We start from the raw sequence: 17788 nt of genomic DNA, 5'->3' as shown, positions 1-17788 counted from the left end.
CCTCCCCCGTACGAACACCGCCCGGTTCAGGCGGACCCCGACCACGAAGGAAGCCCATGACCTCCGCGACGCACCGCGAAGTCGCCGCACTCCTGGAACGCGCCCACCGGATCGGCTCCGACCCCCGGAACACCAACTACGCCGGTGGGAACACATCGGTCAAGGCCACCGGCACCGACCCGGTCACCGGTGGCGGCACCGAACTGCTGTGGGTCAAGGGGTCCGGTGGTGACCTCGGCACATTGACCGAGGCCGGCCTCGCCGTGCTGCGGCTGGACCGGGTGCGTGCTCTCAGGGACGTGTATCCGGGGGTGGAGCGCGAGGACGAGATGGTGTCGGCCTTCGACTACTGCCTGCACGGCAAGGGCGGTGCGGCACCGTCCATCGACACGGCGATGCACGCCCTGGTCGATGCCGCTCACATCGACCATCTGCATCCGGACTCGGGGATCGCGCTGGCGTGCGCCGCCGACGGCGAGAAGCTGACCTCGGAGTGTTTCGGTGACAAGGTTGCCTGGGTGGGCTGGCGCAGGCCGGGATTCCAGCTCGGTCTGGACATCGCCGCGGTCAAGGAGGCCAACCCCCAGGCCGTGGGGGTGATCCTCGGCGGCCATGGCATCACGGCCTGGGGCGAGACGTCCGAGGAGTGCGAGCACAACGCCCTCTGGATGATCCGCACCGCCGAGACCTTCCTCCAGGAACGGGGCAGGGCCGAACCCTTCGGCCCCACCTGGGCGGGCCGCGAGCCGCTCCCCGGGGAACGGCGCCGGGAGCGTGCGGCCGCACTCGCCCCGCTGATCCGCGGTCTGGCCTCCACCGACCGCCCTCAGGTGGGCCACTTCACCGATACGGAGCCGGTGCTGGACTTCCTCGCCCGCACCGAACACCCCCGGCTCGCCGCTCTGGGTACCTCGTGCCCGGACCACTTCCTTCGTACGAAGGTCAGTCCGCTGGTGCTCGACCTGCCCGCGGAGGCCCCGCTGGACGAGGCGGCGGAGCGCCTCAAGGAGCTGCACGGGGAGTACCGGGAGGCGTATCGCGCGTACTACGAGCGGCATGCCGGCCCCGGCTCTCCCGCGATGCGCGGTGCAGATCCGGCGATCGTGCTGGTGCCCGGGGTCGGCATGTTCTCCTTCGGCAAGGACAAGCAGACGGCCCGGGTCGCCGGGGAGTTCTACCTCAACGCCATCAATGTGATGCGCGGTGCCGAGGCGGTCTCCTCGTACACACCGATCGAGGAGTCCGAGAAGTTCCGGATCGAGTACTGGGAGCTGGAGGAGGCCAAGCTGCGCCGGATGCCGAAGGCGAAGCCGCTGGCCACCCGAGTGGCTCTGGTCACGGGCGCGGGGTCCGGCATCGGCAGGGCCATCGCGCACCGGCTGGTCGCGGAGGGGGCGTGTGTCGTCGTCGCGGACATCGACGGGGAGAGCGCCACCTCGGTGGCGCAGCAGCTCGGCGGCTTCGACAGGGCGGTCTCCGTGACGGCCGATGTGACCAGCGAGGAGCAGATCGTCGAGGCGTTCCGGGTCGGTGCGCTGGCGTTCGGCGGTGTTGATCTGGTTGTGAACAATGCCGGGATCTCCATCTCGAAACCACTGCTGGAGACGACGGCTCGCGACTGGGATCTCCAACACGACATCATGGCGCGCGGCTCGTTCCTGGTCTCACGCGAGGCCGCCCGGATGATGCGGACGCAGAACCTCGGTGGCGACATCGTCTACATCGCCTCGAAGAACGCCGTGTTCGCGGGTCCGAACAACATCGCCTACTCGGCCACCAAGGCCGACCAGTCCCACCAGGTGCGGCTGCTGGCCGCGGAGCTGGCCGAGCACGGGATCCGGGTCAACGGAGTCAACCCCGATGGGGTGGTACGCGGTTCGGGGATCTTCGCGGGCGGCTGGGGCGCCCAGCGTGCGGCGACGTACGGCATCGAGGAGGAGCAGCTCGGCGAGTTCTACGCTCAGCGCACCCTGCTCAAGCGCGAGGTGCTGCCGGAGCATGTGGCCAATGCCGTGTTCGCGCTTACCGGCGGGGACCTCACGCACACGACCGGGCTTCATGTTCCCGTCGACGCCGGTGTGGCCGCGGCCTTCCTTCGATGACCGGATGAGATGTCGATGTCTGTGACGTCACGCAGCGACGCGGCCTTCGCCGCCGTGGACCTCGGTGCCACCAGCGGCCGGGTGATCAACGGCCTGGCCGGGCCCGGGAGGCTCGAACTGACCGAGGCGCACCGATTCGCCAATACGCCGGTCCGGTTGCCGGACGGACTGCGGTGGGACGTACTCGCGTTGTACCAGGGGATCCTGGAAGGTCTGCGGGCCGCTGCGCGCGGCGGTCCGATCGCATCGATCGGGATCGACACGTGGGCGGTCGACTACGGCCTTCTCGATGCGGACGGGGCGCTGCTCGGGCTGCCGTTCCACTACCGGGACAGCCGGAACGGCAGGGCGGCCGAGCAGGTGCTGGCCGTGTGCGGGGCGCAGGAACTGTATGCCGTGAGCGGCTTGCAGCATCTGCCGTTCAATACCGTGTTCCAGCTTGCCGCGCACCGTGCCAGTGCCCAGTGGGGTGCGGCACGGACGTTGCTGCTGATCCCGGATCTGCTGACGCACTGGCTGACCGGCGTGGTGGGCGCGGAGGTCACCAATGTGTCGACGACCGGTCTGTTCGACGCGTCGGCCGGCGGTTGGTCCGATGCGCTGATCGGCCGGCTTGGTCTGGAGCGTTCCCTGTTCCCGCCGTTGCGTGAGCCGGGTGATCCGGCGGGGACGCTGCTGCCGCACGTCGCCGAGTACACGGGTCTGCCGACCGACACGTCGATGACGGCCGTCGCCTCGCACGACACCGCTTCGGCAGTCGCGGCGGTGCCGGCGACCGAGTCCGGTTTCGCCTATGTGTCCTGCGGTACGTGGTCATTGGCCGGGCTTGAGCTGCCGGCTCCGGTGCTGACGGAGGAGTCGCGCGCGGCGAACTTCACCAATGAACGCGGGGTGGACGGCACCGTCCGCTATCTCCGCAACATCATGGGGATGTGGCTGCTGGAGGAGTGCCGGCGGACCTGGGACCGGCAGGGCGAGGATCCGGGGCTGGCCGTCCTGCTCGCGGAGGCGGCCCGTGCCCGGCCGTTCGCGGCGCTGATCGATCCCGACGACGGGGTGTTCCTCACCCCGGGTGACATGCCGTCGCGTATCGACGCCCGTCTTGTGAGGACCGGACAGGTGCCGCCCGAAAGCCCCGGTGGCTATGTGCGGTGTGTGCTGGAGAGCCTGGCTCTGGCCCATCGCAGGACGCTGCGGGAGGCGGCCGGTATCTCGGGTCGGGACGTGACCCGGGTCCATATGGTCGGCGGGGGTTCGCGCAACGAGCTCCTGTGCCAGTGGACAGCGGATGCCATGGGGCTTCCCGTCACGGCCGGTCCGGCCGAGGCGACCGCGCTCGGCAACATCCTGGTGCAGGCTCGTGCCCGAGGTCTGGTGGGCGACCTCATGGACATGCGACAACTCGTGGCACGGACACAGGAGTTGCGCCATTACACGCCGCAGGGCGACCGGCGGGCCTGGGACCGGGCCGCCGCGCGGCTGGAACAGGTTTGAGTCCATTCGGCCCTCGACGGAACCGAAAGAAGGAAACTCATGACTGATGTCTCGCCCGCCGCACTCGACGGTGTGCTCACCCGCACCGCTCGCCGTCGTACCCGTGTCGGTCTGGTGTCCGGCGGCCTCGGTGCGTACTGGCCGCAGTTCCCCGGTCTGCTCGACCGGCTGCGGGAGTCGGCCCGCTTTGTGACCGGGCGGTTCGAGGAGATGGGCTGCGAGGTCGTCAACACCGGTTTCATCTCCGATCCGCAGGAGGCGGCAAAGGCCGCGGAACGGCTGCGGACGGCTGACTGCGACATCGTCGTGACGTTTCTGACGACGTATCTCACAGCCTCGATGGTGCTGCCGATCGCGCAGCGCGCGCATGCTCCGGTGCTGGCCATCGACCTCCAGCCGACCGAGGCGATGGACCATCCGGACACCGACACGGGCAAGTGGCTGGCGTACTGCGGTCAGTGTCCGCTGCCCGAGGTCGCCAATGTGTTCCGGCGCAGCGGCATCCCCTTCCGCTCCGTGTCGGGCCATCTGCGCGACGAGAACGCCTGGCATCGGATCCGCCGCTGGATCCGTGCCGCTCAGGTGCGCGCCGCGATGCGTCACGGCCGGCACGGTCTGATGGGCCACCTCTACCCCGGCATGCTCGACGTCTCCACCGACATGACGCTGGTCTCGACCCAGTTCGGTGGCCATGTCGAAGTCCTGGAATTCGACGACCTGCGGGTCCGGGTCGCCTCCGTGACCGACGAGGCAGCCTGCGAACGCGTCGCACTCGCACGCACGGTCTTCGCCCTCGACGACTCCGTCGACGAGGACGATCTCGCCTGGGCGGCGCGGGTTTCGGTCGGACTGGACCGGCTCGTCGAGGACTTCGGGCTCGACACTCTCGCCTACTACCACCGCGGCCTGGAAGGCGAAGTCCACGAGCGGCTCGGCGCCGGCATGATCCTCGGCGCGTCGCTGCTGACCGCGCGCGGCATTCCGATGGCCGGTGAGTACGAACTGCGCACCAGCCTCGCCATGCTGATCGCCGACACCATCGGCGCCGGTGGCTCCTTCACCGAACTCCAGGCCCTCAATTTCCGTGACCGGGTCGTCGAGATGGGCCACGACGGCCCGGCCCACCTGGCCATCAGCGCCAAGGATCCGCTGCTGCGCGGGCTGGGCGTCTACCACGGCAAACGCGGCTGGGGCGTGAGCGTGGAGTTCGACGTCAGACACGGCCCGGTCACGACGTTCGGCATCGGGCAGGAGGCCGACGGCACCTTCACCTTCATCGCCTCCGAGGGCGAGGTCGTACCGGGGCCGTTGCTGGAGATCGGCAACACCACCTCCCGGGTCGACTTCGGCTTCGACCCCGGCGAGTGGACCGATGCCTGGTCCGCGACCGGCATCGGTCACCACTGGACGCTGTGCACGGGCCATCGCGCCAAGGACCTCAAAGCCGCGGCCGACCTGCTCGGCGTTCCGTTCCGCACGGTCGACGGGCCGAACGACCTCTGATTCCCCAGGCGGTCTCCTTGATCCGCCGCGATCCGTTCTCGGCCTGTCGAATGCGTCGGCGTCCGTCTCAGGCCGTCGTCCCGAGAACGGCGGCCAGGCCGAGTTCGCGGTCGCCCAACGGAGCGAAGAAGCGTGCCACGTCCGCCTCGGTGACCTCGGCGAGGGTCGCCGGGTTCCACCTCGGGTTGCGGTCCTTGTCGATGATCTGGGCGCGTACGCCTTCCACCAGGTCGGGCCCGGTGAAGGCGGTGCACGAGGTCCGGTACTCCTGGTCGAGCACCGCCTCCAGGCTGCCGAGCCCACGTGCCCTGCGCAGCGCGGACAGGGTCACCTTGAGCGCGGTGGGCGACTTGGTGAGGATGGTTTCGGCGGCCTGCTTGGCGGCGGGGACGCCGATGCCGTCGAGGCGGTCGACGATCTCCTCGACCGAGTCTGCCCGGTAGCAGGAGTCGATCCACTCACGGTGCGCGGCCAGTTCACCGTCCGGCGCGGGTGCGGCGTGCCGCCGGACCGTCTCCTCGACATCGGCAGCCGTGTCGCATCCGGCGAGGGCCGCAGTGAGTTCGGCCAGGCGCTGCGACGGTACGAAGTGGTCGGCGAGCCCGCACAGCAGCGCGTCGCCCGCGCCGACGGCGTCCGCGGTGAGCGCCAGATGGGTGCCGAGCTCACCGGGTGCCGCCGCGAGCAGATATGTGCCACCGACGTCGGGGACGAAGCCGATCCCGGTCTCGGGCATGGCGACGCGCGAGCGTTCGGTGACGACACGGATGTCGCCGTGGGCCGAGACGCCGACACCGCCGCCCATCACGATGCCGTCCATGATCGCGACGTAGGGCTTGGCGAATCGGGCGATGCTGGCATTGAGCCGGTATTCGTCGCGCCAGAAGTCGATCGACGTGGAGCCGCCGGCCCGGGCGTCCTCGTAGATCGACCGGATGTCGCCGCCCGCGCAGAGACCCCGCTCGCCTGCCCCGGTGATCAGGACCGCGGTGACGGAGTCGTCGAGCTCGGCGTCGGCGAGTGCTTCGGCGACGCGGGCCACCATGGCGTGGTTCAGCGCGTTCAGGGCACGTGGGCGGTTGAGGGTGATGTGCCGGACACGACCCTCGGTGTGCAGCAGAACGGGATCTTCGTGGTTCATGAATGCGCTCCGGTCAGCCCCTGTGCCGTATCGACCGCCGATCGCGGACGATCTTCCGCTGCCATTCTCCGGGGCGGGGTCCGTGCCGGGACATCAGGGGTCCTGCTGTACACGGAAGGCGGCGCGGTCCTCACCCTGGAGGTGCTGCCGGAGCCCGTGCGGCAGGTCCGCCTTTCCGTGCAGGACCGCTCCCGCGGTCTCGCCCGGAGGACCGCGCGGGCGGTGGCGCAGAACGGCCGCCGCCGGCGCGGTCGGCACAAGGGGCCTGCGGAGCAGCCTGCGGACGCGTTGTCAAAGACGGCAGTGCATGATGTGCACCCCGACAAACCCGTGTTCCGGATGGTTGAACCCTTCCGGCAGAGTTCCAAGGACCTCGAAACCGAGCGAGCGGTAGAGCTTTACGGCATGGACGTTCGTCTCCACCACCGCGTTGAACTGCATCGCCCTGAACCCCGACGCGCGCGCCCATTCCAGGGTGTACTCGCACAGAGTCCGGCCGACACCCTGCCCAGCGTGCTTGGGATCGACCATGTAACTGGCGCTGGCGATGTGCGAGCCGTTGCCCATGTGGTTGTTGTTCATCTTGGCCGTGCCGACGATCGCCCCGTCGCCGTCGACCGCGACGACCGTACGGTTGGGCGACTCGAGGAGCCACCAGGAGCGGGCATTCTCCTCGCTCAGATCAAGGGGGTAGGTATAGGTCTCGCCCGCGGCAACGATTTCGTGGAAGAACGGCCAGATGGCGGGCCAGTCCTCGGTGGTGGCTTCCCTGATCAGCATGGGAGACAGAATGCCGGTGCCGGTCTTCCTGCGCGAGTTCTTTTTGTCCGGCCGCGAGTTGGACCTCGGTCGGGCGGTCACCCCTCGTCCGAGGCCTGCGGCGCCCCCGTCGTCAGGCGTCGGACGGCGCGCGCCCCGGCCCGGATCGCCGATGGCCCCCACCCCTGGATGTGCGCCTGTGCAGACCGATCCGGGCCAGCAGCCCAAGCGCAGGCGCCGGGCTCGGGACGAATGCCTCGGCCGAAACGGATTCGGCCTCAGCGCGAGGATCCGGCTCGGGTGCGTACGCGTTGCCCCGGTGCGGAATGATGCGCCATTCACCGCCCGGACGCGGGGCCGACCGGACCTCCCGGGCGTTGTCCAACTCGGCGATCAGGCTCACCCGCCGCCACAGCATCTCGTCCGGTTCGTCGGCCTGCATCAGGTGGGCCATGGTCTCTCGCGCCAATGGCGGCCCAGTCGGTCCGAAGGCCGACTCGGGCCTGATCCTGGCGAGGTATGCGCGTTCGTACGGATCGTCGACCACCTCCGCCAACTGCACCGGATCCAGCGTGTCCGCGAGCACAGCCACGCGGGCCCAGGGATCCTCCGTGAGGCTCAGCAGCCGTTCGACCCGGCGCGAGCGCCAGTTGCGTGCCCGGCAGTCGGCGCCGCTCTCCAAGCGGCCACGCAGCCAGGCCGGACTCCTGCCCGCCAGGAGCCGGGGTTCCCTGGCGGCGAACCCTGTGAGCTCGTCGGCGAGATAGAGCCAGACGATCGCCCGGTACCGGTTGAGGTAGAACGTGATCGGCGTGAGACATCCCGCACGGGCGAGCTTGGTGAAGCGGTCCGGGCTGATTCCGAGTTGCTGAGCTCCCTCTGCCGTCCCGACCGCGCGCACCCGGTCCCGCAATGCCTCCGGGAACCCGTCCAGTGACCGGAGCCGGTCGACCTCCGCGCAGCCGACCCTCGGCCTTCCGCCGTCCTGTCGCATCAGGCGGATCAGTCCCAGATGCACGGCGATCGAGAACTCACCACGCTTCAGCTGGAGTTCCTGGGCCGCCGTGCCCACCGCCATCGTGCCCGCGATGGCCATGCCCGCCCCATTCGCGCCGGCGGTCTCCGCACACACGTCTTCGGCAACACTCATGGCACTCTCCCCCGTGAGATTCAGTTACTCTCTGTGAGTACCGTAACCCGGGAGAGCCTCCACCCGTCCGGCCTGTGGATAACTTCCGCGCGCGAACCAGCCACGAGTCGGAGCAGGCGTGCCCGGTTCAGGCGTGGCCGGCGCCTTCGCCAGCCGCCTGCCGCGCGGCAACGCCCAGATGCTCACCGACCCTGTTGACCAGCAGCGTCATCTCATAGGCGACCTGACCGACATCCGCCTCGGCCTCGCTCAGCACGCACAGACAGCTGCCGTCCCCCGCCGCCGTCACGAAGAGCAGTGCCTCGTCGAACTCCACCATGGTCTGCCGGGCCTTCCCGGCCCGGAAATGGCGTCCCGACCCACGGGCCAGGCTGTGCAGCCCCGACGAGACCGCGGCGAGATGCTCGGCGTCCTCACGGGCCAGCCCCGTACTCGCCCCCGTCACCAGTCCGTCGTTCGACAGCACCAAGGCGTGCCGTATGTGGTCGACCCTCTTCGTGAGATCGTCAAGGAGCCAGTCGAGTCCCCTGTCCAGCGCCATTTCCCCGCTCCTCCCCGCTCATGCGTTGCCCCGTGCCCCGTTGCCGTAAGCCTTGCGCACACGTCACGCAGGGGCAAGCACTCCTCCGTCATGTGGCTTGGTCCGGCCCCGTGGAAGGCCGACGCCTACACTGAGTACTTCGGGTGCGAGGAATCGAGCCACGCGGACAGGGAGAGCAAGAGTGTCGACAGCTGCCGACGGCGGTTTCGAGGATCCGCCCGCCGAGGTACTGGCGGAGGCCGCAGCGGCCTTCGGCCTGCTGGCGACGCCTGCGCGGCTGCACATCGTGTGGGCCCTGTCCCAGGGCGAGAGCGATGTGACCGGACTCGCGGACCGTGTGGGCGGCACGCTTCCCTCGGTCAGCCAGCACCTGACGAAACTCAAACTGGCAGGTCTCGTACGGTCCCGCCGCGAAGGGCGCCGACAAGTGTATCTGGTCGATGATCCCGATGTGGTGACCGTCGTCCGGCTGATGGTCGGCCAGCTCGCGGAGCGCGCCGGACACGCACCCGCACAACGCGCGCGCCTCCGTGGGCTCGGTGCCTGAGAGCAGTGCCGCCGCAGGTCCCGGCAGCACCGACCCCGTTGGCCCGCACGCCGTCGTCGTGCTGCTGGCGGGCGCGTCGGCCGCCCGGGGCGCCGCCCCCGATGACATGCCTGCCGCCTCCGCGGTCGCCGCACCGACCTCCCTCCAGGTCCTTCGCTCGCTGGACAGCGGACCGCGCGGGTTGCTGGAGGAGCATGCCGGGGAACGGCTGACGAGGTTCGGCGAGAACACACTGCCGGCCTGGCGTCCGATCTCCTGGCCCCGCCGGTTCCTGCGGAGTCTGCGTGACCCCTTCACCTCGGTTCTCCTGTGTCTGGGCCTGGTCTCGGCGGCGGTGACATCATGGGGCACGGCTTCCGTGACATCGGTGCTCGTGGTCGTCAGCTGTCTGTTGCGCTCGGCGGAGGAGCACCGGGCGGACCGCTCCACGGCCGCGCTGCGGGAGCTGGTGGCGACCACCGCAACCGTACTGCGCCGGTCAGGGCCGGACGCCGCACCGCTGGCCCGTGAGTTGCCGGTCGAGGAGCTGGTGCCGGGCGATGTGATCCGGCTCGGCCCGGGGGATCTCGTACCCGCCGATCTGCGGCTGCTGCGGGCGAGCGGCCTGACCGTTCATCAGTCGGCGCTCACCGGCGAGTCCGCGCCGGTTCCCAAGCACCCCGTCGACTCCCCGCCACGCCCCCGCGCCGCCGACACCGCGCGCGGCGAACAGGAAGCGCTCTTCGCCCGGCCGGAGCTGTGTTTCCAGGGCAGCAGCGTGGCGTCCGGAGGTGGTACGGCGGTGGTGACGGCGACGGGCGCGAAGACCAGGTTCGCCGCCGCGTACGACGGTTCGGCCCGCCGTGGCGCGAGCGCCTTCGACCGTTCGGTCCGCGGGATCTCCTGGACGCTGATCCGCTTCATGCTCCTCACCCCGCCCCTGGTGCTCATGGCCAATGCCGCGCTGCGCGGCCGCGGGCTGGAGACGTTGCCGTTCGCCGTCGCGGTGGCTGTCGGGCTGACTCCGGAAATGCTGCCGGTAATCGTCACGACGGCGCTGGCCAGGGGTGCTTCACTGCTCGCCAGGAACCACGGGGTCATCGTCAAGCGACTGCCCGCACTGCACGACCTCGGTGCCATCGATGTGCTGTGCGTGGACAAGACCGGAACCCTCACTCAGGACCGGCCGGTCGTCGAGCGTTCGCTGGACGCGTCGGGCCGGTCCGACCCCGAGGCGCTCCACTGGGCCGCGGTCAACGCCCTGTCCGTGCTGGAGCTCGCCGACCTTCCGGCCCCCGACGCACTCGACGAGGCGGTGCTGGACGCGGCCGAGGAGCAACAGGAATCGCCCTTTGCGTACGACTGCGTCGCCGTGCTGCCGTTCGATCCGATGCGCCGCATCGCCACCGCGGTCGTCCGCCGCCCCGGGCGGCTCGGCGTCCACACTCTCGTGACCAAGGGAGCGGTCGACGCGGTGCTCGCACGGTGCGCGCTGGACGAGTCCGAACGGATCCGCCTGAGCGCACTCGCCGCCCGGGAGACCGCGAACGGTCTGCGCCTGCTGGCAGTGGCCCGTACCGAACGGCCGGCCCGGCCGCGTCCTTGCACCGAGGCCGACGAAAAAGGGCTGACATTCCTCGGCTTCGTCGCACTGCGCGACGCACTCACGCCGAGCGCGGCCGGTGCGCTGGACGCGTTGCAGGACCGGGGCATCACTGTCAAGGTACTCACCGGGGACGATCCGGGCACCGTCGCCCGTGCCTGCCGGGACCTCGGCCTCGATCCGGGCGAGGTCATGCCGGCGGAGCGGATCGACGCACTGTCGGACGGGGCGCTCGCGGCGGCCGCCGACCGGGTCACGGTCTTCGCCCACTGCACGCCCGAGCACAAGGCACGGATCGTCTCCGCACTGCGCACCGCCGGTCGGACCACCGGATTCCTCGGTGACGGGGTCAACGATCTGCCCGCGATGCACGCGGCGGACGTCGGCATCTGCCCGCGCAACGCGGTCGACGTGGCGCGGGAGACCGCGGACGTGGTGCTCGCCGAGAAGGACCTGGCCGCCATCGATGACGCGATCACCGCGGGCCGGCACTGCAGCGGGAACATCGCCACGTATCTGAGGATCACGCTCTCCTCGAACCTCGGCAACGTCATCGCGATGCTCGCGGCGGGGCTCATGCTGCCGTTCCTGCCGATGCTTCCGGCGCAGGTCCTGGTGCAGAACCTCTGCTTCGACGTGGCGCAGCTGGCCTTCGCCTTCGACCGGCCCGCGTCCGAGGTGCTGGGCCGGCCGACGGTACTGCGCCCGCGCGACTTCCTCCGCTTCATCACGGGCTTCGGCGTGCTGAACGCCACCGCCGACCTGGCGACGTTCGCCGTGCTGGCCTTCGCCCTGCACGGTTCCGCGGCGTCGGGCGGGCAGGAGGCCTTCCACTCCGGATGGTTCACCGAGAACCTGCTCACCCAGGCGTTGGTGATGCTGCTCCTGCGCACCGGCGGAGGCCTCGCCGGTGGTCGCAGCGGCGGTCCGTTGCGGGTGGCCGCGTGCGGTCTCGCGGTGGTCGGCCTGCTGCTGCCGCTCACCCCGCTCGGCGGGTTGCTGGGCATGAGCGCGCTGCCACAGCTCTATTACCTGTTGCTGGCGACGGTGCTGGCCCTGTACGCGTACGGCTTGCGGGCGGCCCGTACCCGCTACGGGCAGAAGTGGAGCCATCCATGATCCCGTCGCGCCCCGACCGTCCGGACTCCGGCCCCAGTACCGGCGCCGGTGGCGGGCAACTGGTGCGTGCCCGCCGTGCCACGCCCGACGACGTGCCCGCGCCGGTACGGCTGCGCGGGCTGATGCCGGCCGAAATGGGAGTGGAGACGGGCGGCCCCGATGCGTCCTGGCGGGCGGCCTCCGCCCATTGGTTCACCGAGCGCCTGCACCAGCCCGGTCCGTTCGCCGCGTTCCTGGTCGACGATCCCGCTCTCGGCGTCGTCTCCAGTGCCGTCGGGACGTGCGACGCACATGCCCCCGGCTCGGCGAACCTGAGCGGACTGCAGGGGCACGTCTCCGACGTCAGCACCGACCCCCGCCGACGCCGTCTCGGTCACGCCCGGGTCTGCCTCGACGCCCTGCTCGGCTGGTGCCGTGAGGAGGCCGGGGGCACGGTGGTGAATCTCAACGCCACCGAGAAAGGAGCCGCGCTGTACGAGCCCTACGGCTTCGCGGCGCCCCGTCACCCGGTGCTGCAGCTCCGGACCGCCGGGACGCCGGGCTGAGAGCCGCTGCCCCGGCCCTGGTGGCCGGTCAGCCGTACGAAAGGTTCGCGCACGGATCGTCGTCGGCCGACCGGGCCTCGTCGGCGACGGCGGACGGAACGGTGGAGGGGGTCGGTGTCCCTGGATCGGCCGACGGGTTCTGCGCGTAGGAACTGCCCAGGATCACCTGGATTCCGGCCGTGCCGGACGCCACCGTCCGTGCTCCGGCGAAGAGCCGGGCGGTGGTCTCCGCCTCGTTCCGCAGCCCCGGCCCGTATTCGATGACGGTCGAGGTGTGGTCCTGGCGGCTCGCCGTGGCCGTGGTGGTGACGGTGAAGTCCCGGGAGCGCAGTAGCTCGGCTGCCCGGGCGGCGAGCCCCCTGACCGTGGTCCCGTTGTAGACGGCGACCGTGATTTCCTTGCCGGAGAACGGGACGTCTGCCGTGGGTGACGCCGGGCCACCGCCCTTCCCGTCGCCCTTGTCCGAGAACTCGCCCGATCCCTTGCCGCTGGCGTCCTGGCCGTCGACCGTACGGTCGGCCTTCAGTGAGGCCCAGAGCGCGTCGGCGTCCGGTTCGACGATCGCGACGCGTGCGCCCTCGTAACGCCAGGGGACCGTGACGAACTTGGTGTTGTGCAGGTCGATGTTCTTCATCGACATGGCGAACGACAGCAGCCGGTCGGCCGATCCGAGCCCGGGGTCGACGGTCATCGCGTCCGTCGCCGCATTGGCCAGCGGCAGCAGTGTGGTGGGGTTCAGCCCCTGGGACTTGACCTTCTTCATGAGGGCGGCGACGAAGGCCTGCTGCCGTTTGATACGCCCTATGTCCGATCCGTCCCCGATGCCGTGCCGCAGCCGGACGTAGTCGAGCGCCCGCTGCCCGGAGACGGTCTGCGGGCCCTTGGCGAAGATCATGGCCCCTCGGGTGGGCCGCTTCGGGCTGAGGTCGCGCTGATAGACGTCCTGGGGCAGGCACACCGGTACGCCGCCGACGGCCGAGGTCAGCGCGGAGAAACCGGCGAAGTCGATGACGACGGTGTGGTCCACGCGCAGGCCGGTGAGATGCTCGACGGTGTTCTGGGTGCAGGCCGGGTTTCCCTCGGCCGTCTCCCCCACCGAGAACGCCCCGTTGAACATCACGTCGTGCTGGGGCGCCGTCCACTTGCCGTCAGGCCCCTTGCAGGCCGGGATGTCGACCAGCGCGTCACGCGGAATGGACACGGCGACGGCATGCTTGTGGTCCCCGTAGACGTGGAGGAGGAACGCGGTGTCGGAACGCCCCACCGCGCCCGTGCCGCCGCCGAGTTTGCTGTTGCCACCCGAGCGCGAGTCCGATCCGATGACCAGGACGTTGTGTCCCTGCGAGGAACCGGGCGGCCGGTCGCCGGAGATCCCGTCCGCGCTGAAGGTGTCGATACTGCCGCCGAGTTTGAGGTAGCCCCACCCGACACCGGCGACCAGCAGGACGAGGAACGACAGCCCGAACATGGCGGTCCGCCGCAGGCGGACACCCTCTCCCCTGCCCGCTCCCGCTTTGCGACTTCCTGTCATCGGCCACCCCGTCCGTCCGTTTTCCATGAGGGGACGCGTTCCGCCTCTCCATGGTTGTACAGTTGCGCAATGTAGCAAGTGTTGATGTTCGAATGGATCATCGGACCTGCCCATAGTCAGCCTGCCGCACTGTCCACGAACACCGAGCGGAGAATCCGGCCAAAGCACCGAAAGGAAGGGCGGGACGCACATGTTGCGCAACGGCCTCGAACCCTGGCACCTGTTGATCCTGGCGATCGTCGTGATCGCACTGTTCGGCTCGAAGAAACTGCCGGACACGGCCCGAGCTCTGGGCAAATCCATGCGGATCCTGAAGAGTGAGGCGAAGGCCATGAAGGAGACCGATGCGCAGGAGCCGCATACCGACCCACGCACCTAGGGCCCACCAATGTACGGCCGCCTCGCAATCGTTCGCTTCAAGGCTTGCGCAAGAATGGGAATCGTGGTCACGACACCGTCGCTGACCCGGTGGCGGCCGAAGCGGCGCCGCTCACCGAATCGCTGGACCACTGGATCAATGGAGGATGTTTCATGGGTGTGACCCTGGCCAAGGGCGGCAACGTCTCCTTGTCGAAGGAGGCACCCGGCCTGACCGCAGTGACGGTCGGCCTGGGCTGGGACGTACGCACGACGACGGGCGCGGACCACGACCTGGACGCGAGCGCGTTGCTGTGCTCGAACGCGGGCAAGGTCCTTTCCGACCTTCACTTCGTCTTCTACAACAACCTTACGAGCCCGGACGGTTCGGTTCAGCACACCGGCGACAATCTGACCGGTGAGGGTGAGGGCGACGACGAGTCCATCAATGTGGACCTGTCGACGGTGCCGGCGGATGTGGCCAAGATCGTTTTCCCGGTCTCCATCCACGACGCGCAGAGCCGCGGGCAGAGCTTCGGCCAGGTCCGCAACGCGTTCATCCGTGTGGTGAACCGCGCCAACAATGTCGAGCTGGCCCGATACGACCTCAGTGAGGACGCCTCCACGGAGACCGCCATGGTCTTCGGCGAGCTGTACCGGCACGGTGCGGAGTGGAAGTTCCGTGCGGTCGGCCAGGGATACGCCTCGGGCCTGGCCGGGATCGCGTCCGACTACGGCGTCAACGTCTGACGGGGAAGCCCCAAGCGCAACTGCGCGGGCCCTTTCCGCCCCTCCGTTGCTTCGTGACGGGGAGTCGGGGGTCCGCGCGGGCAGGGCAGGATTTCGTGGACGCACCTTGGAGTGCCCGCGGGCCGTCGGCCGCCTCGTGGTGCCAAGCGGGGAACCGGCCGACAGGGCACGCCACGGCCGCCGGATCACGGACGACGATCTGCGGGCCGAGAACAGCCTCCGGCCGCTGCTGGCACATTCGGGCTGGCGGCTCGATGCGTACACCTATGAGGACGACCGCTTCCTCGCCCTTGCCGTACGGATGCCGTGACCAGCCCGCCCCGCACCCTCGTGCTCACTCCACCGGCGTCTCGGAGCGCCGGTTGCGCGGGACCGGACAACCACGGACGCCCGGGACCGGGAACGTCCCCAGCGCGGAGACCTCGTAACCGTCCGGGTACCCCTTGATCTCCGGGTTCTGCCGGGCGTAGTGCGGGGTGGAACGCGGCGGCAGGAGCCGCACCGCCCGCGCCCTCAGCCGCAGCGCGCCGTGCGTGAGACGGCGGGCCATGGGGCCGGGGCGTTCGTACCGGAAGGCCCGCAGCAGGGAATCGTCGAGCAGCGCGAGGGCGACCTTGCGCGCGACGGGGGCCAGGGGGCCCGGATACCAGGAACCCATCAGGTCCAGGGTGGAGTCGGAGACGTGGCGTCCGCCTTCGTCCCAGCCGAAGTGTTCGGCCTCGTAGGTGTCGAGGGTCCGCTCGAAGTCCTCGTACGTCCGCGGCATTTCCTTGATGCCCATGTGTGCGCCCAGGGTCCGGTAGTAGGCGGCGCAGGCCCGCAATTCGTGGCCGGAGAGCCGACGCCAGCCATAGCTGTCCAACCAGCGCTTCGGGGTGACGACGAAGGTACACAGGACATAGCGCATTTCGTCATTGCTGATGTCGTAACTGCGGTGCATCTGGTTGATCCGGTGCAGGGCCGTACGCCCCGGGTCGCTGTCGAAACCGTGCTCCAGGACCGTGTCGAGGAGCAGAGCGGTGTCGTCGTAGCGCTTTTGCGAACGGTCAGTCAGTTCGGCGGTCTGTGCGAGGAGTCTGCCGATACTGGGAACGGCATAGGTGCGGTAGAGGGCAAGTTCGAGAGCACGGGTGATGTCCCAGGGGAACTCGTAGGTGGCCGTGATCCGGTAAATTCGAAGGAAGTCCCGCTCCGGATCGAGACGCTGAATTTCGTTCAGCCGGTCGTACCGCTTCACCGCACTTGCCCCCTTTGTATCGGCCGAAGGTCCAACTCTACGGCGGCGGGGAACACTGCAAGTAGGTACCGGCACGTCATGCACGCACAGCTCCTCGGGAAGGTGGTCCCCATGATCGGCATCATCGGCAGCCTGCGTAAGGCCGTCACCCCCGACCGCAAGGGGGACCGGTCCGCAGCGCCCTCCAAGGAGGACCGGCGCAAGCAGCACAACCTCTTCGAGGCGGCCGCCACCTTCGTCTCGGCGTCCGTGGAGGAGGATCAGGCGCGGATGGACGAGGCGAGCGGCTGGGTGTCGCCCGAGGCCCTGTCCTTCGGTGTAAGCGAGCTGGCCTGCCGGGCAGTCATCGCGCTGGCCCGCGAGCGCGACGAGTCGCCGCAGGCAGTGGCCCGTACGCTGCTCGGTCTCCCCGCCGATTGAGCGGTGCCGTCCGCCGCCCCAGGGCACTGATGCCTTCCCTTGTCAGGGCCTCGACTAGTGGGTTACTCACTCGTTAAGGTGCGCCGACGGAAAACGATGACGGACGAGGAGGGTTCCGTGGCCGCGCCGAACGACACAGTCGCCGACGACGACTCACTGTATGTGCTGACCGCGGTGCTGCTGACACCGGCACAGTTCCCCAGCGTCCTCGGGGACGACTACCCGGCCGCGTGTGCGGCGCTCGCCGTCGAACCGTACGCCGAGGGGTACGGGCTGGTTCTCGGCCAGGACGGCACCGGTGCGCGGTGGACCGTCGTCGTCGAGGATGTGTCGCTGGTCGCCGTCGCGATCGCGGCCTGGGACTGCGGCATGGAGTACGACCTCTCCCCCGACGACCGCTCGGTGGTCTGCGCGCTGCCGGGATGGCCCCTTCCGGTGGCGGTCGCCGCTCCCGGCGTGGCCGCGCCACACGATCCACTACCGGACCCGGAGGCCGAGGGCATTTCTCCGGCGCCACTGGCACCGCCCGACACAGAGGCATGGGGGCCGGCCCAGCGACGTATGGGAGCGGACGAGATAGCGCACCAGTGGACCGCTTGGCGCGAGCAGATCGACGACGCGACGGCTTTCACCACCCCGGTCGGAAAGGACCCCGTCGGCACCGGGGCTCGAACGGCCCCTGTCGGCACCGGGGCCGAGCCGGGAGCCGAGCCCGGGGCCGGGGACGAATCCGGGCCCGGACCCCAACCTGAGGTAGAGGTTGAGGTCGAGGGGGATGTCGAGACCGGTCCTGAAACCGTCGACGAGCCCGCAGCCGACTCCATTGCCGGTACCAATACCGAAGCCGAAACCGACACCGGCGCCGAGGCTCCGGCCATGGACGCACCCTCCGGAGTGCACCCCGGTGTGCGGCGGGACGTACGCGATGTCGCCGCCGAACTTGTCCACGGCCCAGGTCAGCCGGCGCTGGTCGGCGGTGTTGCCCGCGGGCAGGTCCGCGATCTCCCGGG

The 17788-nt window shown here is 69.6% G+C and carries 16 protein-coding genes and 1 pseudogene; 11 read left to right on the top strand and 6 right to left on the bottom strand.

Annotation, left to right across the window (positions count from 1 at the left end; translation table 11 throughout):
• Window positions 1–56 precede the first annotated feature (56 nt).
• Genes ACWCQ6_RS27220 through ACWCQ6_RS27210 form a run of 3 tightly spaced genes read left to right on the top strand, consistent with a single transcriptional unit; the run spans window position 57 to window position 5099 of the window.
• Entirely contained in the window at window positions 57–2102 is a 2046-nt protein-coding gene (locus ACWCQ6_RS27220) for a bifunctional aldolase/short-chain dehydrogenase (protein WP_451093495.1), read from the top strand.
• A gap of 15 nt (window positions 2103–2117) precedes the next feature.
• Window positions 2118–3596, top strand: a complete 1479-nt coding sequence (locus tag ACWCQ6_RS27215) for a rhamnulokinase (RefSeq protein WP_451093493.1) — start codon at window positions 2118–2120, stop codon at window positions 3594–3596.
• Window positions 3597–3635: 39 nt separating this feature from the next.
• Window positions 3636–5099, top strand: coding sequence for an arabinose isomerase (locus ACWCQ6_RS27210; protein WP_451093491.1), 1464 nt, complete (start codon window positions 3636–3638; stop codon window positions 5097–5099).
• A gap of 67 nt (window positions 5100–5166) precedes the next feature.
• Here the strand turns inward: ACWCQ6_RS27210 and ACWCQ6_RS27205 are convergent, their stop codons facing one another.
• From ACWCQ6_RS27205 to ACWCQ6_RS27190, 4 genes are all read right to left on the bottom strand, one after another.
• The gene (locus ACWCQ6_RS27205; protein WP_451093489.1) at window positions 5167–6240 is read right to left on the bottom strand and encodes an enoyl-CoA hydratase/isomerase family protein; all 1074 of its coding nucleotides are present in this window, start codon (window positions 6238–6240) and stop codon (window positions 5167–5169) included.
• 291 nt (window positions 6241–6531) lie between these two features.
• Window positions 6532–7020, bottom strand: coding sequence for an N-acetyltransferase family protein (locus tag ACWCQ6_RS27200; protein ID WP_451093487.1), 489 nt, complete (start codon window positions 7018–7020; stop codon window positions 6532–6534).
• Window positions 7021–7132: 112 nt separating this feature from the next.
• Entirely contained in the window at window positions 7133–8149 is a 1017-nt protein-coding gene (locus ACWCQ6_RS27195) for a DUF6397 family protein (RefSeq protein ID WP_451093485.1), read from the bottom strand.
• A gap of 127 nt (window positions 8150–8276) precedes the next feature.
• On the bottom strand, window positions 8277–8690 hold the full coding sequence (locus tag ACWCQ6_RS27190; RefSeq protein WP_451093483.1) for a roadblock/LC7 domain-containing protein: 414 nt from the start codon (window positions 8688–8690) through the stop codon (window positions 8277–8279).
• A 181-nt stretch (window positions 8691–8871) separates the two neighbouring features.
• On the opposite strand from ACWCQ6_RS27190, the gene ACWCQ6_RS27185 reads away from it, so the two are divergent.
• From ACWCQ6_RS27185 to ACWCQ6_RS27175, 3 genes are all read left to right on the top strand, one after another.
• Window positions 8872–9237 (top strand): ArsR/SmtB family transcription factor, encoded by a 366-nt coding sequence (locus ACWCQ6_RS27185; protein WP_451093481.1) that lies wholly within the window; start codon window positions 8872–8874, stop codon window positions 9235–9237.
• Between the two features lie 106 nt (window positions 9238–9343).
• Entirely contained in the window at window positions 9344–11938 is a 2595-nt protein-coding gene (gene mgtA / locus ACWCQ6_RS27180) for a magnesium-translocating P-type ATPase (RefSeq protein WP_451093527.1), read from the top strand.
• Complete coding sequence (locus tag ACWCQ6_RS27175; RefSeq protein WP_451093479.1) at window positions 11935–12483, top strand: GNAT family N-acetyltransferase; 549 nt, start codon at window positions 11935–11937, stop codon at window positions 12481–12483. Before mgtA ends, ACWCQ6_RS27175 begins: the two co-directional genes overlap by 4 nt.
• Window positions 12484–12511: 28 nt before the next feature.
• On the opposite strand, the gene ACWCQ6_RS27170 is transcribed toward ACWCQ6_RS27175, so the two are convergent.
• The gene (locus ACWCQ6_RS27170) at window positions 12512–14014 is read right to left on the bottom strand and encodes an LCP family protein (protein WP_451093477.1); all 1503 of its coding nucleotides are present in this window, start codon (window positions 14012–14014) and stop codon (window positions 12512–12514) included.
• 190 nt (window positions 14015–14204) lie between these two features.
• On the opposite strand from ACWCQ6_RS27170, the gene tatA reads away from it, so the two are divergent.
• The 3 genes and pseudogenes from tatA to ACWCQ6_RS27155 form a co-directional block, all read left to right on the top strand.
• Window positions 14205–14393 (top strand): Sec-independent protein translocase subunit TatA, encoded by a 189-nt coding sequence (tatA, locus tag ACWCQ6_RS27165; protein WP_451093475.1) that lies wholly within the window; start codon window positions 14205–14207, stop codon window positions 14391–14393.
• Between the two features lie 152 nt (window positions 14394–14545).
• The gene (locus tag ACWCQ6_RS27160; protein WP_451093525.1) at window positions 14546–15121 is read left to right on the top strand and encodes a TerD family protein; all 576 of its coding nucleotides are present in this window, start codon (window positions 14546–14548) and stop codon (window positions 15119–15121) included.
• Window positions 15122–15278: 157 nt separating this feature from the next.
• Window positions 15279–15431, top strand: a pseudogene (locus ACWCQ6_RS27155) (SAM-dependent methyltransferase); the annotation flags it as partial.
• Between the two features lie 24 nt (window positions 15432–15455).
• On the opposite strand, the gene ACWCQ6_RS27150 reads toward ACWCQ6_RS27155, so the two are convergent.
• Window positions 15456–16358 (bottom strand): oxygenase MpaB family protein, encoded by a 903-nt coding sequence (locus ACWCQ6_RS27150; RefSeq protein ID WP_451093473.1) that lies wholly within the window; start codon window positions 16356–16358, stop codon window positions 15456–15458.
• A gap of 111 nt (window positions 16359–16469) precedes the next feature.
• Between ACWCQ6_RS27150 and ACWCQ6_RS27145 the strand changes: the two genes are divergently transcribed.
• Both ACWCQ6_RS27145 and ACWCQ6_RS27140 read left to right on the top strand, forming a co-directional pair.
• On the top strand, window positions 16470–16778 hold the full coding sequence (locus tag ACWCQ6_RS27145; RefSeq protein WP_451093471.1) for a hypothetical protein: 309 nt from the start codon (window positions 16470–16472) through the stop codon (window positions 16776–16778).
• A gap of 96 nt (window positions 16779–16874) precedes the next feature.
• The coding region (locus ACWCQ6_RS27140; protein WP_451093469.1) for a hypothetical protein at window positions 16875–17788 on the top strand (914 nt) is incomplete at its 3' end.

The organism is Streptomyces sp. NPDC001880 (genome assembly GCF_053594575.1).
The sequence above is the reverse complement of the archived record's forward strand: the minus strand, read 5'-3'. Positions and strand labels throughout refer to the sequence as shown.

Bases quoted from the DNA above. Each gene is read 5' to 3' on its own strand.
- ACWCQ6_RS27220 (WP_451093495.1), top strand. From the start codon at position 57: ATGACCTCCGCGACGCACCGCGAAGTCGCCGCACTCCTGGAACGCGCC.
- ACWCQ6_RS27215 (WP_451093493.1), top strand. From the start codon at position 2,118: ATGTCTGTGACGTCACGCAGCGACGCGGCCTTCGCCGCCGTGGACCTC.
- ACWCQ6_RS27210 (WP_451093491.1), top strand. From the start codon at position 3,636: ATGACTGATGTCTCGCCCGCCGCACTCGACGGTGTGCTCACCCGCACC.
- ACWCQ6_RS27205 (WP_451093489.1), bottom strand. From the start codon at position 6,240: ATGAACCACGAAGATCCCGTTCTGCTGCACACCGAGGGTCGTGTCCGG.
- ACWCQ6_RS27200 (WP_451093487.1), bottom strand. From the start codon at position 7,020: ATGCTGATCAGGGAAGCCACCACCGAGGACTGGCCCGCCATCTGGCCG.
- ACWCQ6_RS27195 (WP_451093485.1), bottom strand. From the start codon at position 8,149: ATGAGTGTTGCCGAAGACGTGTGTGCGGAGACCGCCGGCGCGAATGGG.
- ACWCQ6_RS27190 (WP_451093483.1), bottom strand. From the start codon at position 8,690: ATGGCGCTGGACAGGGGACTCGACTGGCTCCTTGACGATCTCACGAAG.
- mgtA (WP_451093527.1), top strand. From the start codon at position 9,344: ATGCCTGCCGCCTCCGCGGTCGCCGCACCGACCTCCCTCCAGGTCCTT.
- ACWCQ6_RS27175 (WP_451093479.1), top strand. From the start codon at position 11,935: ATGATCCCGTCGCGCCCCGACCGTCCGGACTCCGGCCCCAGTACCGGC.
- ACWCQ6_RS27170 (WP_451093477.1), bottom strand. From the start codon at position 14,014: ATGACAGGAAGTCGCAAAGCGGGAGCGGGCAGGGGAGAGGGTGTCCGC.
- tatA (WP_451093475.1), top strand. From the start codon at position 14,205: ATGTTGCGCAACGGCCTCGAACCCTGGCACCTGTTGATCCTGGCGATC.
- ACWCQ6_RS27160 (WP_451093525.1), top strand. From the start codon at position 14,546: ATGGGTGTGACCCTGGCCAAGGGCGGCAACGTCTCCTTGTCGAAGGAG.
- ACWCQ6_RS27145 (WP_451093471.1), top strand. From the start codon at position 16,470: ATGATCGGCATCATCGGCAGCCTGCGTAAGGCCGTCACCCCCGACCGC.